Annotated in this window: 13 protein-coding genes and 1 pseudogene; 9 read left to right on the top strand and 5 right to left on the bottom strand. The window is 64.5% G+C overall.

The window, feature by feature from the left end; translation table 11 throughout:
* Nucleotides 1-3 precede the first annotated feature (3 nt).
* The 5 genes and pseudogenes from QO034_RS14100 to QO034_RS14120 form a co-directional block, all read right to left on the bottom strand.
* Nucleotides 4-955, bottom strand: a pseudogene (locus QO034_RS14100) (saccharopine dehydrogenase).
* On the bottom strand, nt 952-1581 hold the full coding sequence (locus QO034_RS14105) for a glutathione S-transferase family protein (protein WP_284486213.1): 630 nt from the start codon (nt 1579-1581) through the stop codon (nt 952-954). Before QO034_RS14105 ends, QO034_RS14100 begins: the two are co-directional and overlap by 4 nt.
* A 14-nt stretch (nt 1582-1595) precedes the next feature.
* On the bottom strand, nt 1596-2246 hold the full coding sequence (locus QO034_RS14110; RefSeq protein ID WP_284486186.1) for a histidine phosphatase family protein: 651 nt from the start codon (nt 2244-2246) through the stop codon (nt 1596-1598).
* Nucleotides 2247-2380: 134 nt separating this feature from the next.
* Nucleotides 2381-3082 carry a response regulator transcription factor gene (locus QO034_RS14115; protein ID WP_284486187.1) on the bottom strand — a complete coding sequence of 234 codons (702 nt, stop codon included), beginning with the start codon at nt 3080-3082 and terminating at the stop codon, nt 2381-2383.
* Nucleotides 3079-4989, bottom strand: a complete 1911-nt coding sequence (locus QO034_RS14120; protein ID WP_407696768.1) for a PAS-domain containing protein — start codon at nt 4987-4989, stop codon at nt 3079-3081. The genes QO034_RS14115 and QO034_RS14120 overlap by 4 nt, the downstream gene beginning before the upstream one ends.
* Nucleotides 4990-5242: 253 nt before the next feature.
* Between QO034_RS14120 and QO034_RS14125 the strand changes: the two genes are divergently transcribed.
* From QO034_RS14125 to QO034_RS14165, 9 genes are all read left to right on the top strand, one after another.
* The gene (locus tag QO034_RS14125) at nt 5243-7216 is read left to right on the top strand and encodes an AMP-binding protein (RefSeq protein ID WP_284486189.1); all 1974 of its coding nucleotides are present in this window, start codon (nt 5243-5245) and stop codon (nt 7214-7216) included.
* An 84-nt stretch (nt 7217-7300) separates the two neighbouring features.
* Nucleotides 7301-8119 (top strand): ABC transporter ATP-binding protein, encoded by an 819-nt coding sequence (locus tag QO034_RS14130; RefSeq protein ID WP_284486190.1) that lies wholly within the window; start codon nt 7301-7303, stop codon nt 8117-8119.
* A gap of 119 nt (nt 8120-8238) precedes the next feature.
* The gene (locus QO034_RS14135; protein WP_284486191.1) at nt 8239-9225 is read left to right on the top strand and encodes a branched-chain amino acid ABC transporter permease; all 987 of its coding nucleotides are present in this window, start codon (nt 8239-8241) and stop codon (nt 9223-9225) included.
* Nucleotides 9226-9227: 2 nt separating this feature from the next.
* Nucleotides 9228-9485, top strand: coding sequence for a hypothetical protein (locus tag QO034_RS14140; protein ID WP_284486192.1), 258 nt, complete (start codon nt 9228-9230; stop codon nt 9483-9485).
* A 2-nt stretch (nt 9486-9487) separates the two neighbouring features.
* Nucleotides 9488-10564 carry a branched-chain amino acid ABC transporter permease gene (locus tag QO034_RS14145; RefSeq protein WP_284486193.1) on the top strand — a complete coding sequence of 359 codons (1077 nt, stop codon included), beginning with the start codon at nt 9488-9490 and terminating at the stop codon, nt 10562-10564.
* A gap of 97 nt (nt 10565-10661) precedes the next feature.
* Nucleotides 10662-11945, top strand: a complete 1284-nt coding sequence (locus QO034_RS14150) for an ABC transporter substrate-binding protein (RefSeq protein WP_284486194.1) — start codon at nt 10662-10664, stop codon at nt 11943-11945.
* A gap of 71 nt (nt 11946-12016) precedes the next feature.
* A complete protein-coding gene (locus QO034_RS14155; protein ID WP_284486195.1) occupies nt 12017-12853 on the top strand; it encodes an ABC transporter ATP-binding protein in 837 nt (278 codons plus the stop codon).
* The gene (locus QO034_RS14160) at nt 12853-13092 is read left to right on the top strand and encodes a hypothetical protein (RefSeq protein ID WP_284486196.1); all 240 of its coding nucleotides are present in this window, start codon (nt 12853-12855) and stop codon (nt 13090-13092) included. The genes QO034_RS14155 and QO034_RS14160 overlap by 1 nt, the downstream gene beginning before the upstream one ends.
* Before the next feature lie 7 nt (nt 13093-13099).
* Nucleotides 13100-14323, top strand: a complete 1224-nt coding sequence (locus tag QO034_RS14165; RefSeq protein ID WP_284486197.1) for a phenylacetate--CoA ligase family protein — start codon at nt 13100-13102, stop codon at nt 14321-14323.
* The last annotated feature ends 145 nt before the right edge of the window (nt 14324-14468 follow it).

A 14468-nucleotide genomic window follows, 5' to 3' on the forward strand; every position in this document is an offset into this window, starting at 1 on the left:
GTCTCAGATCCTTTCGATGTGAGTGTCGAACGTGGCTTTGGCCCTGCCCCAGACGCCGCTGTCGAGATCGCCCAGAGTCAGCAGCGAGGGGAGCAGTTGCGCGGCGAAGTCCTGCGAGCTTTCCACCGGCAGGAGCGACGGCAGGTTGTCGATGGCGGTCACGTCCAGCGGCGGGTCGTCATGCACGCGCAGCGCCGGTGGCGTTGGCCGGCACGAAGACCGGCGTGCCCGGACGGGCGAGGATGCAGTTGAGGAAGATGTCATGGTCCAGCACCTCGGGAAACGGGCCGCCATGGACGGTTTCGGCCATGTCCCAGCGGGTGACCGCCACATCGAGCGCCGTGCAGAGATCCGCCGCCCCGGTTCCGACCCGTCCGAGCGCGCCGATGACCAGTGCGTCGGGGCGGGCGCCGCCGAGCGCGTCGAGTTCGGTTCTCAGGTCGGACAGCAGCGCATCCGAGCCGGCATAGGTCGCCACCGGTCCGGCCAGTTCGCCGCGCCGCTGTGCGGCCCAGCATTTCAGCGCCACGGCGGCGCCGGCATATCCCGCCCAGTAGCCGAAGGCGGCGACGCGGCGTCCGGATTCGTCGGTGAGGTATTCCAGATCGTAGAGCGTGCCGCCGCCGGCCCTGAACCGCCCGAGCAGCACCTGCCCGGCCGGCTGCCCCTTGTAGGCATGACCGAAGAGCATGTGCCGGTGGGTCAGGGGCGTGCCGTCGTCGGGCAGTTCCTTCAGCCCGAAGACGATGGCGTCGGCGGGTGCGGAGGGCCAGCTGTTTTCCGGCGCGATTTCGCAGCCCGCGTCACGGTAGCCGTCGACCGGGATCGCGCGGACCGAACTTTCCTCCACCGTCACGCGGATACCGGCGGCGATCAGGGCGGCCGCGCCGTCGGGCGTGAGTCCGGCCCGTTCCTCGTTCGGACGTTGTTCGGAGCGAACCCAGAGATGTGTCATGCGGTTTTCCTTTGCAGCAATCCGGTTTCGTACATCGCCCTGACCGACGGGCGCCTGTGCATCCGTTCCACGAAAGCGGAGAGTTTCGGAAACCGCGCCAGCTCGACGCCATCCCCGCTCAGCCAGGTGGTGACGACGAAGAGATAGGGATCGGCGAGGCTGAACCCGTCGCCTAGGACATAGGGGCCGCGGAGGGCGTGGTCTTCGATATGGGCGCAACAGGCGGTCATCGTTTCGGTCACTTTCGACGCCATGTCGTCAAAGGAGGATTGCAGGCTGGCCCAGCGGTGGCCGCGCATCCTGTGGGCATGGTTCACATGCATCGTGGAGGCGAGGTAATACATCGTCTCGCGCATCTTCGCGGCGGCGAAGGCGTCCGGCGGGACCAGCCCGGCTTCGGGGGCGCGGGCCGCGACATAGTCGAGGATCGCGCCGGTTTCTGTCAGGATGCCGTCTTCGGTGACGAGCGCCGGAACGCGGCCCTTGGGGTTGATCCGATGGTAGTCGGCCCCGGTCTGTTCCGCCGCCGCGAAATTCACGCGCGCCTGTTGAAACGGCAGTCCGGCTTCGTGCAGGGCGAGCGCGGCGGCGACCGATATGGATCCTGGGGAACAGTAGAGCGTCAGCATCGTCTTCTGGTTCAGAAATGGGTCTGGGCGAAGTGCCGGTCGGGTGTTTCGAGATGCGGAACCGCGTTGAACAGCACCGGGCTGAGGTGGTCGCCGATGGGAAACAGCCGGTGCATCGAGGTGTTCATGATCGCGAGAGCCACCCGCGCGGTCGCGGCGATGTTGAGTTCCATCATCTGGCGCAGGGCGATGGCGATCAGCCCGCCCGAGGTGACGACGAGCGCCGGGCCGCGCCCGGCGGCGATTTCGGTCAGCGCATCGGTGACGCGGCTTTCGAACGCATCGAAGGTTTCCGGCGCGCCTTCGAGTTCGCCATTCTGCCAGGCGGTGAAGATGCGCGGCAGGTGCCGGATGAAGCCTTCGCGCTCGGACGGCAGGGCGACGCCGTGCTGTTCTTCGAGCAGTTGCGCCAGGGTGAAATATTCCAGTTCGTTGAGGCGCGCGTCGCGGATGGCGTCGCCGGCGTTCATGCCGCTGGCGGTTTCGATGTGGCGGGTCAGGGTGCCGCAATAGACGCGCGGGTGGTGGCTTGCGGAGGCCCGCAGGTGATCGCCCAGCCAGGCGGCCTGCTGATGGCCGAGCGGGCTGAGCCGGTCGTAACCGGTTTCATCCCTGGCCTGGGTATTGGCCTGTCCGTGGCGAACAAGGGTGATGTGGGACATGGTGGCGGGGCTCCTGCTTGGCACCGTCTTAGGCCAGAGCGTCGCGGGGTGCCAGTGGGTCGGCGCATTTTGGCGGCTGCCGCGGAACCGGCGGGCGGCGGGCGGGCCGCCGGACAGCGGGGTCGGTTTCCGGGTCAGCTCCAGTCGACGTCGCCCAGAAAGATATAGCCCGCGCCATAGATCGTCTTGATCAGGCGCGGGTTCTTCGGGTCTTCGCGCAGTTTCGAGCGCAGGCGGGAAATGCGCACGTCCATCGCCCGGTCGAAGCTTTCGCCGGCCGCGCCGCCGAGCGCTTCCTGCATCTGCGCCCGGCTGATCAGACGTTTCGGACTGTCCAGGAACAGGCGCAGGACTTCGGCTTCCGCATGGGAAAACGGGGTTTCTGCTCCGGTATCGTCCTGCAAAGCGTAGCGATCGAAAAAGGCGGTCCAGCCATTGAACCGCGCGGTGTTTCCGGTTTTCGGCGTCGTCCGGTTGTCGCGCAGGCGGGCGCGGATGCGGGCGACGACCTCGGTCGGTTCGAAGGGTTTGGTGATATAGTCGTCGGCACCGAGTTCCAGCCCGGCGACACGGTCCTGCACCTGGGCGCGGCCCGAGATGATGATGACCGTCGCGCCCTGTTCCAGCGCCAGCCGGTGGACCAGCGCCAGCCCGTCGGTATCCGGCAGGGACAGATCCACGAGACAGACGTCGGGCGTCGTCTGTTTCAGCGCCGCCTCGAATTCGCGGGCGCGGGCGAAGCTTTGGGTGCGGAACCCGGCTTCGGACAGCACTTCGGTCAGCAGCTGGCGGATTTCCGGTTCGTCGTCCAGAATGGTGACGAGCGGCGCGGTCATGCGGCGGCCCCGGTCCTGAGCAGCCCGGCAAGCTGCGCCGCGTCGAAGGGTTTGCGCAGCACCGGGGCGCGGGCGAGTGCGGCGCGGTGCATCGGGTGGTCCGGCGGCAGTGAGGTCATCAGGATGCAGGGCAGCCCGGAGCCTTCCATCCGGTCCAGGAGATCGAGCCCGGTGGCTTCGCCTTGCAGGTTGATGTCGGACAGCACCAGCGTGATATCGGAGATATCCGCCATCAGCGCCACGGCCTCGTCGACGGAGGTGGCCTCGACAACCGAATGGCCGAATTCCATCAGCATGTCGCGCACCAGCGCCCGCAGGGGTTCGCTGTCTTCGGCCAGAAGCGTGAGACCTCCGGTGACCGGCGGCGCGACGCGAAAGGGCAGGCGCAGGGTCACGCTCGCGCCCGCGCGGGTGTTGCCCAGCCGAAGATCGCCGCCGGCCAGCTTGACCATGTCGTAGACCATCGGCAGGCCCAGCCCGCTGCCTTCGCCGCCCTTGGTGGTGAAGAACGGGTTCAGGGCCTTCTCCAACGCTTCGGCCGAAAACCCCGGACCCGTGTCCGTGACCGTGATTTCCACCCAGGTGCGTTCGATGCTGTGGGCGCTGATCGTGATCTGCCCGGCCGTCCCCACGGCGTCGCGGGCATTCAGGACAAGGTTGAGAAGCGCATCCTGCAAAAGGCCGGGGTCCAGAAACAGCCGGTCGTCGGGCATGTGATCCAGAACGCTCAGGCCGACGGCGCGCGGCAGGCTGGGCGACGCCAGCAGCTTGAGTTCTTCGAGAAGCGCGTGAAAATCGGTCGGTTGCGGGCGCAGGGTGCGGCCGCTGGTCATGTCGGCGATCCGGTTCAGCAGGCGTCCGCCCCGATGCGCGGCGGACCGGGTCGCGGCGATCAGGGCGTCGGCGTCGGGACCCAGGCCCATCCGGGCAAGCCGCGCCTGCATGCCGAGAATGATCGTGAGCAGGTTGGAGAAATCATGCGCGAGGCCGCGCGTCATCTGCGCCGCCATTTCGCGGCGGCGCGCCTGCTGAAGCGCGACGCGGGCCTGGGTTTCCTCCGTTACGTCCATCGACAGGACATAGACGCCGCCCGCGCCATCGGGGGTGAACGCGGCACGAATCCGCCGCGCGCCGTGGTCTTCGGTGAATTCGAAGACCGTGCTGCGGCCGTTGTAGGCGGCGGACAGATGTGGCCGGACCCGGTCATAGGCCGTCGGGCCGAGCGCCTCGGAAATGTGCAGGCCGAGGATATCCGAAGGGCGGCCGGGCATGACGCTGCTCAGGCGCCGGTTGGAATAGATGTAGTGGCCGGTGCCGTCCACATGGGCGATATGCGCGGGCATCATTTCGGTGGTGTGGCGGGTGCGGGCCTCGATTTCGGTCAGCTGACGCTTGGCTTCTTCCAGGGTCGAGTTCGTCGCGGCGAGCTGGCGGTTGGTTGCGGCCAGGTCCTCCGCATGGCCCAGGAGCTGGTCGGACAGTTCTTCGGACCGGCTGCGCAGCAGTTCTTCGGACTGCCTGGTGCGGGTGATGTCGGTGTAGACCGTGACCCATCCACCCTGCGGCAGCGGCGCGCCTTCGATCGAAATGACCTGGCCGCTGGGCCGGGTGCGCTCCAGGTAATGCGGTTCGAATGCCAGCGCCTGGTTGACGCGGTCCCTGACCAGGGCTTCGACATCCGGCGCGTCGCCGTATTCGCCCTGTTCGGCAATGAACCGGATGGTGTCGTCGAACCGCGCGCCCGGTTCGACAAGGTGGTCCGGGAGATTGAACATTTCCTTGAAGCGCCGGTTGCTGGCCGCCAGCTTCAGGTTGCTGTCATAGATGGACAGGGCCTGGGCGATCAGGTTCAGCCCGGCGGTCGTCAGGGCCTTGGTCTGCTGGTCCGTCGCGTCCAATGTCGCCATCCTCCCCGATAGCATGGCTAGCACTACCGGCGGACGGGGGCAAATCATGTCGATCGCGACCGGCATGGCCGGCAAGAGATGTCATGTCCCGATCCGCGAATCCGGTCCGGCAATCCTGTAACAATTCGTAGGAATTTGGAAAACTTCACGAAAAAGTTGACGCGGAAGGATGCAGCCGCTTCTTTAGGTGCAGAGAATCGCATGGAAGCGATCCGGGCCGGTCGGAAAATGCCGGTTGTGGGAGGAGAAGAATTTGGCTCAGACGTCGTCAGGCGCCGGTGGACTTTCGTCCATCCCGGCTTTGCTTCAGCGAAACGTAAAGGAATTCGGGTCTTCGGCCGCATACCGGGAGAAGGAATTCGGTATCTGGCAAACCTGGACCTGGGCTGAAACGGAAAAGGAAATCGAGGCGCTGGCGCTGGGGCTGATCAACCTCGGCGTCAACGAAGGCGATTTCATCGCCATCATCGGGCGCAACCGTCCCTATCTCTATTGGTCAATGGTCGCTGCGCAGATGGTCGGCGCGGTGCCGGTGCCGCTGTATCAGGACGCGGTCGCCGAGGAGATGGCCTATGTCCTGGGCCATTGCGGCGCGCGCTTCGTGATCGTGCAGGACCAGGAGCAGGTCGACAAGGTGATCGAGGTGCAGGACCAGCTGCGCCAGTTCGAACACCTGATCTACATCGACCCGCGCGGATTGCGGAAATACGACCATTCCCATCTGCACCAGTTCAGCCACGTGCAGGATCAGGGCCGCGCGGCGCATGACGAGCTCATCACCGAGCTGAAGGCGCGCCGGTCAAAGCTGGATTACGACAGCACCTGCGTGATGCTTTATACCTCGGGCACCACGGGCAAGCCCAAGGGCGTGGTCCTGTCCAACCGCAACGTGATCGAGACCGCCAGATCGTCGTCGGAATTCGACGGGCTGCGCCAGAACGACGAGATCCTGGCCTATCTGCCGATGGCCTGGGTCGGCGATTTCATCTTTTCCATCGGTCAGGCCTATTGGTGCGGGTTCTGCGTGAACTGCCCGGAAAGCGCGGAGACGATGATGACCGACCTGCGCGAGATCGGTCCGACCTATTATTTCGCGCCGCCGCGCGTGTTCGAGACCCAGTTGACCAACGTGATGATCCGGATGGAGGATGCCGGCAAGCTGAAGAAGCGGATGTTCGATCACTACATGGCGCATGCGCGCAGGGTCGGCCCGGATATTCTGGACGGCAAGCCGGTCGGGTTCATGGACCGGTTGGCATACCGGGTCGGCGACCTGCTGGTTTACGGACCGCTGAAGAACACGCTGGGGTTCAGCCGGGTGCGCGTCGGCTATACGGCGGGCGAGGCGATCGGCCCCGAGATCTTCGATTTCTACCGCAGCCTCGGCATCAATCTGAAACAGCTTTACGGTCAGACCGAGGCGACGGTGTTCATCACCGCCCAGCCCGATGGCCAGGTGCGGTCGGACACCGTGGGCGTGCCGTCGCCGGGCGTCGAGCTGAGGATCGCCGAGAACGGCGAAGTGTTCTACCGCAGCCCCGGCGTCTTCGTGGAGTATTACAAGAACCCGGAGAGCACCGCGGACACCAAGGACCCGGAAGGGTGGGTTGCGACCGGGGACGCGGGGTTCATCGAGGAAGGCACCGGACATCTGCGGATCATCGACCGGGCAAAGGACGTGGGAAAGATGGCCGACGGCAGCCTGTTCGCGCCGAAATACGTCGAGAACAAGCTGAAGTTCTACCCGAACATCCTGGAGGCGGTGGTTTTCGGCAACGACCGCGATCAGTGCACCGCCTTCATCAACATCGACCTGTCCGCCGTCGGCAACTGGGCCGAGCGCAACAATATCGCCTATGCGTCCTACCAGGAACTGGCCGGACATCCGCAGGTGATGGACACGATCCAGGCCCATGTGGAAGAGGTCAACAGGTCGGTCGCCGAAGATCCGATGCTGTCCGGCTGCCAGGTGCATCGTTTCGTGGTGCTGCACAAGGAGCTGGATGCCGACGATGGCGAGCTGACCCGCACCCGCAAGGTGCGCCGCCGGATCATCGAGGAAAAATACGCCGATATCATCGCGGCGCTCTACGACGGGTCGTCCAGGGTCAGCACGGAGACGGAAGTGACCTATGAGGACGGGCGCAAGGGGTCGATCAAGGCGACGCTGGAAATCCGCGACGCCAAGGTCCTGCCGGTGGTTCCGCAGAAGGTGGCGGCGGAATGAGGGACGATCGCCCGGCGCTCGACCTGCGGTCATCGCCCCGCCCGCCGTCCCGCAGCGCCAGCCCGGAAACAAGGGGAATTTCACATGCTTGACGCTTCGGAAGGATATACCACCGCCGATGGCCGCAAGATCGGCGGCCCGGTGATGGAGATGAAGAACATCACCCTGCGCTTTGGCGGCGTGAAGGCGATCACCGATATCAGCTTCGACATCCGCGAGGGCGAGATCCGGGCGATCATCGGGCCGAACGGCGCCGGGAAGTCGTCGATGCTGAACGTGATTTCGGGTTTTTATGTTCCGCAGGAAGGCGAGGTCTGGTTTCGCGGCGCCAAACGCGCGCCGATGAAGCCCTATGAGGTGGCGCGGCAGGGGATCGCGCGCACCTTCCAGAACATCGCCCTGTTCGAGGGCATGAGCGTTCTGGACAACGTGATGACCGGGCGGCTGACCCATATGACGAGCGGAATTTTCGCGCAGGCGATCTGGAAGGGCAAGGCCGAGGCGGAAGAGACAGCCAATCGCGAGATCGCCGAGAAGGTGATCGATTTCCTTGAAATCCAGCATATCCGCAAGACCCCGGTCGCGCGTCTGCCCTATGGTCTGAAAAAGCGCGTGGAACTGGCGCGCGCCCTGGCGGCGGAGCCGAAACTGCTGCTGCTGGACGAGCCGATGGCGGGCATGAACGTCGAGGAAAAGGAGGACATGAGCCGCTTCATCCTCGACGTGAACGACGAATTCGGCACCACCATCGCCTTGATCGAGCATGACATGGGCGTGGTCATGGACCTTTCGGACCGGGTCGTGGTGATGGACTACGGCAAGAAGATCGGCGACGGCACGCCCGACGAGGTGCGCACGAACCAGGATGTGATCGACGCCTATCTGGGTGTGGCCCATGATTGAGGCCGGGCGCCTTGCCGCGTCTCTATCATCCGGCCCGCGAAGGCGGGGCCGGGGGGCTGACGCCCGCCTGTACGGGGATGGCGAGCTGCTGGCGGAACTGAACAAGGAGGGAGGCAGGAATGCCTGAGCAGTTGCTTTTCGCGATGGAGGTCACGCTGAACGGCCTCATGGCCGGGGTGCTCTATGCTCTGGTGGCGCTGGGTTTTGTCCTGATCTACAAGGCCAGCGGGATCTTCAATTTCGCGCAGGGCGTCATGGCGCTGTTCGCGGCGATGACGCTGGTCGGGATCATGGAGGGGCAGGTGCCCTTTTCCCATCTGATCAACGGGGTTCTTGGCACGGATGTGCATCATTTCGGCTGGCATGTGCCGGGGGCGCTGGCGATCCTGCTGACCGTCGGGGTGATGGTGATCCTGGCCTGGGCGGTGCAGCGCTTCGTGTTTCGCCATCTGGTCAACCAGGAGCCGATCATCCTGTTCATGGCGACGATCGGCCTGGCCTATTTCCTCGAAGGGCTGTCGGACCTGATGTGGGGTTCGGAAATCCGGACCCTGAATGTGGGACTGCCGCAGGGCATCAACGAGACCATTGACCGGGTGACTTACGATCTGTTCGGCTACGGGTTCTTCATCGACAACCTCGACATCGTGGCCAGCGTCATCGCGGCGCTGCTGGTGGCGGCGCTGGTGGCGTTCAGCCAGTACACCAAGCAGGGCCGGGCGATGCGCGCGGTGGCGGACGATCATCAGGCGGCGCTGTCGGTGGGGATTTCGCTCAACTACATCTGGGTGCTGGTCTGGTCGCTCGCGGGGTTCGTGGCGCTGGTCGCGGGGATCATGTGGGGCACCAAGTCGGGCGTGCAGTTTTCGCTGAGCCTGATCGCGCTGAAGGCGCTGCCGGTGCTGATGCTGGGCGGGTTCACGTCGATCCCCGGCGCCATCGTCGGCGGGCTGATCATCGGCGTCGGCGAAAAACTGTTCGAATTCCTGCTCGGATCGGCGCTGGGCGGGGCGACGGAGAACTGGTTCGCCTATGTGCTGGCGCTGCTGTTCCTGCTGTTCCGGCCCCAGGGGCTGTTCGGCGAGAAGATCATCGAGAGGGTCTAGAGGTGGAGAAGATCATCGCCATCGTGAATGTCGTCGCGTGGTCGGGCTTCTGGGCCTTCGGCTATCTGGCGCTGGCCGCCGAGGGCTTGACCGACCGGCAACTGGTGATCGCCGCGCTGCTGGCCTTTGCCGGGCTGATCACCGGAATCGCCGCCTACATGAAACTCGTGCGCGCGGCCGAAGCCAGCGGCTATGCGCGGAAATCCAGCCAACTGGACGCGGGCACCCGCAACCGGGCCCATGAAAGAAAGGCGGTCTGAGCATGCTCTATCGTGAAGCCGGTGATTTCAACACCTCCTATCCGCAGGACAGCCAGACTTTTCCGATCAGGTTCGACCGGTACCGGTATTATGTCGTTCTGGCCTTCGCTTTTCTGGTGGTGCCGTTCCTGATCAACGACTACTGGGCCAACGCGATCCTGCTGCCGTTCCTGATCTATGCGATCGCGGCCATCGGGCTGAACATCCTGACCGGCTATTGCGGGCAGGTCAGCCTGGGCACCGGCGGCTTCATGGCGGTGGGCGCCTATGCCTGCTACAAGCTGATGACCGCGATGCCGGAAGTGAGCATGTTCGTCCATGTGATTCTGGCGGGCGGTATCACCGCCCTCGTGGGCGTCCTGTTCGGATTGCCGAGCCTGCGGATCAAGGGATTCTACCTGGCGGTGGCGACGCTGGCGGCGCAGTTCTTCCTGGTCTGGCTGTTCAACCGGGTGCCGTGGTTCTACAACTATTCGGCATCGGGCCAGATCAACGCGCCCGAGCGCGACACCTTCGGGATCCTGATCACCGGACCCAATGCCCCGGCCTGGGCCACCTACCTGTTCTGCCTGATCTTCCTGGCCGCCAGTGCGCTGATCGCGCGAAACCTGACGCGCGGGACCATGGGGCGCAGCTGGATGGCGATCAGGGACATGGACATCGCCGCCGAGATCATCGGGGTGAACCCGCTGCGCGCCAAGCTGAGCGCCTTTGCGGTCAGTTCCTTCTTCGTCGGCATCTCGGGGGCGCTGTTCTTCTCGGTCTATCTGGGGGCGGTCGAGGTCGGCGAGGCCTTCGGCATCAACAAGTCGTTCCTGGTGCTGTTCATGGTGATCATCGGCGGGCTGGGTTCGATCTTCGGCAGTTTCGCGGGCGCGGCCTTCCTGGTGCTGCTGCCCGTGGCACTCAAGGTGGTCGGGGTCGACATGATGGGCTGGCCGACGGATATCGTGGCGCATTTCCAGCTGGTGATCGTCGGCGCGCTGATCGTCCTTTTCCTGATCGTGGAACCGCACGGGCTGGCGCAGCTGTGGCGGCTGGCCAAGGAGAAGCTGAGACTCTGGCCCTTCCCGCACTAGGGAGGGGTGCGGCGGGGTCGGCCCGCCACATTCAATCGGCCCGCGCGGGGCGCGGTGTCGCCACATCGGACTGAACCAAAAGGGAGGGAGTAACCCGATGAAACTGAAACTGACCACACTCGCGCTTGGCGCCGTTCTGGCGGCGGGTCCGGCGCTGGCGGAACTGGTATTTCCGGATCTGAGCTATCGCACCGGACCCTATGCAGCGGGCGGGATCCCGTTCTCGGACGGGTATAACGACTATTTCACGCTGCTGAACGAGCGCGACGGAGGCATCGGCGGTGCCCCGATCCGGGTGGTCGAATGCGAAACCGGCTACAACACCGAGAAGGGCGTGGAATGCTATGAGTCGACCAAGGGCGAAGGCGCGCTGATCTATCAACCGCTGTCCACCGGCATCACCTATCAGCTGATCCCGAAAGCCACCGCCGATGGCATTCCGATGCACACGATGGGGTATGGCCGGACCTCGGCCAAGAACGGCGAGGTGTTCAGCCACGTGTTCAACTATCCGGCCAATTACTGGGACGGCGCGTCGGGCGTGGTGAACTATCTGCTCGAGATCAACGACGGCGACATCAAGGGCAAGAAGCTGGCGCTGGTCTATCACAACTCGGCCTATGGCAAGGAGCCGATCCGGACGCTGGAAGAGCTGAGCAAGAAGCACGGGTTCGAACTCATTCTGCTGCCGGTCGATCATCCGGGTCAGGAGCAGAAATCGCAGTGGCTGCAGATCCGCCGGGACCGGCCAGATTACGTGACCATGTGGGGCTGGGGCGTGATGAACCAGGTCGCGGTCCAGGAAGCCGCCAACATCCGTTTCCCGATGGAGAACTTCATCGGCGTCTGGTGGTCGGGTGCCGAGCATGACGTTCTGCCGGCGGGCGATGCCGCGAACGGGTACAAGGCGGTGACCTTCCACAACGTGGGCCGTGACTTCCCGATCTACGAGGATCTGCAGACCCATGTGGTCGATACGGGCAAGGCCGCAGGAGCGGGCGATCAGCTGGGCAACGTGCTTTACAACCGCGGTCTTTACGCGGCGATGCTCGCCGCCGAAGCCGCGAAGAAGGCGCAGGAGATCCACGGCACCCCTGACATCACCCCGGCGATGATGCGCGACGGCATGGAGGCGCTCGAGATCACCGAAGAGCGCATGGCGGAACTCGGTATGCCGAATTTCGGCCCCACCTTTGCGGTCAGCTGCGAGAATCACGGCGGTCCGGGGCTTGTCGGCGTCGCCCAGTGGGATGCCGGGTCCAAGACCTGGTCGCTGGTCTCGGACTTCAAGCCGACCGACGGCGAGGTGATCGGCGCTCTGATCGCCGAGGATTCGGCAGCCTATGCCGCCGAGAACAACATCGAACCGCAGTGCAAGTAACTGCAACCTTCCCGGCCGCCGCATTCGTGGCGGCCGGGGACCCTGGGTATTTTTGACCGGAAAGAAACCTGATGCTGGACACTGTCAAAACCGCTGACTCGCAGGTGGAAACCCTGCTGGAAGTCAACAACATCGAGGTGATCTACAACCACGTCATCCTCGTTCTGAAGGGTGTCAGCCTCAGCGTTCCCAAGGGGGGCATCACGGCGCTGCTGGGCGGCAACGGCGCCGGCAAGACGACGACATTGAAAGCGATCAGCAATCTTCTGCATTCCGAACGCGGCGAAGTCACGAAGGGCAGCATTTCCTATCGTGGCGAGCGGGTGCAGGATCTCGATCCGGCGGCATTGGTGCAGAAGGGCGTGATCCAGGTGATGGAAGGGCGCCATTGTTTCGAACACCTGACCGTCGAGGAAAACCTGCTGACCGGGTTCTACACCCGCAAGGACGGCAAGGGCGCGATGGATGCGGACCTTGAGAAGGTCTATCAGTATTTTCCGCGCCTGCGTGAGCGGCGCAAGAGCCAGGCGGGCTACACATCCGGCGGCGAACAGCAGATGGTGGCGATCGGACGCGCCCTGATGGCCGGGCCCGAGACGATCCTGCTGGACGAGCCGTCCATGGGCCTGGCGCCGCAACTGGTCGAGGAAATCTTCGGGATCGTGAAGGACCTGAACGAAAAGGAAGGCGTTTCCTTCCTGCTGGCCGAACAGAACACCAACGTCGCGTTGCGGTTCGCCCATTACGGATACATTCTGGAAAGCGGCCGGGTCGTGATGGATGGACCTGCGGCGGAACTGCGCGAGAACCCGGATGTCAAGGAATTCTATCTCGGCATGTCGGACGAAGGGCGCAAGTCTTTCCGCGATGTGCGGTCCTACCGCCGCCGCAAACGCTGGCTGAGCTGATGACCAGATCCGCGGCAAAGCTGATGAAGGAAGAATACCGGTCCCCGTTCGGGATACATGAAACCTTCAACGACCAGAGTCCGGCCATGAAGGGCCGGAGTGTCATGGCCGGTATGGCGGGATTGTGGGCTGCCGCCGTCAATCCGACGGTGGTCCTGCCCTATCTTCAAATTTTCGGTGCCGGTCTGCTGTTGGCGTGGCTGCGCCCGCCGACCGGCCAGCTTGTTCAGACTACGTGAGGGCGGAATGTCATCTAGATTCTTCGATGCGCTGGAAACGCGAACGGTTGATCAGAGGGCTGCGGACCTCGCGAAAGCCCTGCCGGGACAGATCGCCCGCGCCAAGGCGCTGGTCGGGTATGCCGGGTTCCTCGACGAGGTGGATCCCGACGCGATCACCGATGCCGGGGCGCTGTCGGCCCTTCCGGTTCTGCGCAAGTCCGAACTGGGGCGTGCCCAGGCCGCCAATCCGCCCTTCGGCGGGTTCGCCGTCCGGCCCGCTTCGGGGTTCGCACATATTTTCCAGTCGCCCGGTCCGATCTATGAACCGGGCGGGCTCGACACGGACTGGTGGCGGTTCGGCCGGGTTCTGCATGCGGCCGGGATCGGACCCGGCGATATCGTCCAGAACTGTTTCGGCTATCACCTGACGCCTGCGGGACTGATGTTCGAGAACGGCGTAAGGGCCGTGGGCGCGGCGGTGCTGCCGGCCGGAACCGGCCAGACCGAATTGCAGGTCACGGCGGCGCGCGACGTGGGCGTCACCGCCTATGCGGGCACGCCGGATTACCTGAAGGTGATCCTCGACAAAGCCGAAAGCATGGGCGTTTCCCTCGGCATCACGAAGGCGACCGTCGGGGGCGGCGCGCTGTTTCCCAGCCTGCGCGCCGAATACGCAGACCGGGGCATTTTCTGCCTGCAGTCCTATGGCACCGCCGACCTGGGCAACATCGCCTACGAAAGCCCGGCGATGGAGGGCATGGTCGTCGATGAACAGGTGATCGTGGAAATCGTCACCCCCGGCACCGGCAACCCGGTCGGCCCCGGCGAAGTGGGCGAGGTCGTGGTGACGACGCTGAACCCGGACTATCCGCTGATCCGGTTCGCCACGGGCGATCTGAGCGCGGTGATGCCCGGAGAAAGCCCCTGCGGGCGCACGAACATGCGGATCAAGGGGTGGATGGGCCGCGCGGACCAGACTACCAAGATCAAGGGCATGTTCATCCGGCCCGAACAGGTCGCGGCGCTGGTGGCCCGCCATGCCGAGATCGTCAAGGCCCGCGTCATCGCAACGCGGCAGGGGGAAATGGATGCGATGACCGTGCGCATCGAAGCCGTGGGCGGCGACGGTGCCGCCTATGAGAAAACGGTGGCCGATGTCCTGAAGCTCAAGGGAACGGTAGAGGTCGTGGCGCCAGACAGCCTGCCCAAGGACGGGCTGGTGATCGAGGATCAGCGCAGCTACGACTGAGCCGGACGCAAGGGAAAACGCAGGATCGAACCGGCGGTCCGCCCGGCGGGGGCCGGGCGTTTGAGCTTTCGGGGCCGTTCTGCCCGGCATCCGGGTGTCTGTGTCGCGGCTTTCAATCTGGTCAATCCGACAAAAATGGTCGAAT

The sequence above is a fragment of the Sedimentitalea xiamensis genome (assembly GCF_030164465.1).
Lineage (GTDB): Bacteria > Pseudomonadota > Alphaproteobacteria > Rhodobacterales > Rhodobacteraceae > Sedimentitalea > Sedimentitalea xiamensis.

Excerpts from the sequence above, each read along its gene's own strand:
- QO034_RS14120 (WP_407696768.1), bottom strand. The coding sequence starts at position 4,989 with ATGGCGACATTGGACGCGACGGACCAGCAGACCAAGGCCCTGACGACC.
- QO034_RS14145 (WP_284486193.1), top strand. The coding sequence starts at position 9,488 with ATGCTCTATCGTGAAGCCGGTGATTTCAACACCTCCTATCCGCAGGAC.
- QO034_RS14155 (WP_284486195.1), top strand. The coding sequence starts at position 12,017 with ATGCTGGACACTGTCAAAACCGCTGACTCGCAGGTGGAAACCCTGCTG.
- QO034_RS14135 (WP_284486191.1), top strand. The coding sequence starts at position 8,239 with ATGCCTGAGCAGTTGCTTTTCGCGATGGAGGTCACGCTGAACGGCCTC.
- QO034_RS14130 (WP_284486190.1), top strand. The coding sequence starts at position 7,301 with ATGCTTGACGCTTCGGAAGGATATACCACCGCCGATGGCCGCAAGATC.
- QO034_RS14150 (WP_284486194.1), top strand. The coding sequence starts at position 10,662 with ATGAAACTGAAACTGACCACACTCGCGCTTGGCGCCGTTCTGGCGGCG.
- QO034_RS14110 (WP_284486186.1), bottom strand. The coding sequence starts at position 2,246 with ATGTCCCACATCACCCTTGTTCGCCACGGACAGGCCAATACCCAGGCC.
- QO034_RS14165 (WP_284486197.1), top strand. The coding sequence starts at position 13,100 with ATGTCATCTAGATTCTTCGATGCGCTGGAAACGCGAACGGTTGATCAG.
- QO034_RS14160 (WP_284486196.1), top strand. The coding sequence starts at position 12,853 with ATGACCAGATCCGCGGCAAAGCTGATGAAGGAAGAATACCGGTCCCCG.
- QO034_RS14115 (WP_284486187.1), bottom strand. The coding sequence starts at position 3,082 with ATGACCGCGCCGCTCGTCACCATTCTGGACGACGAACCGGAAATCCGC.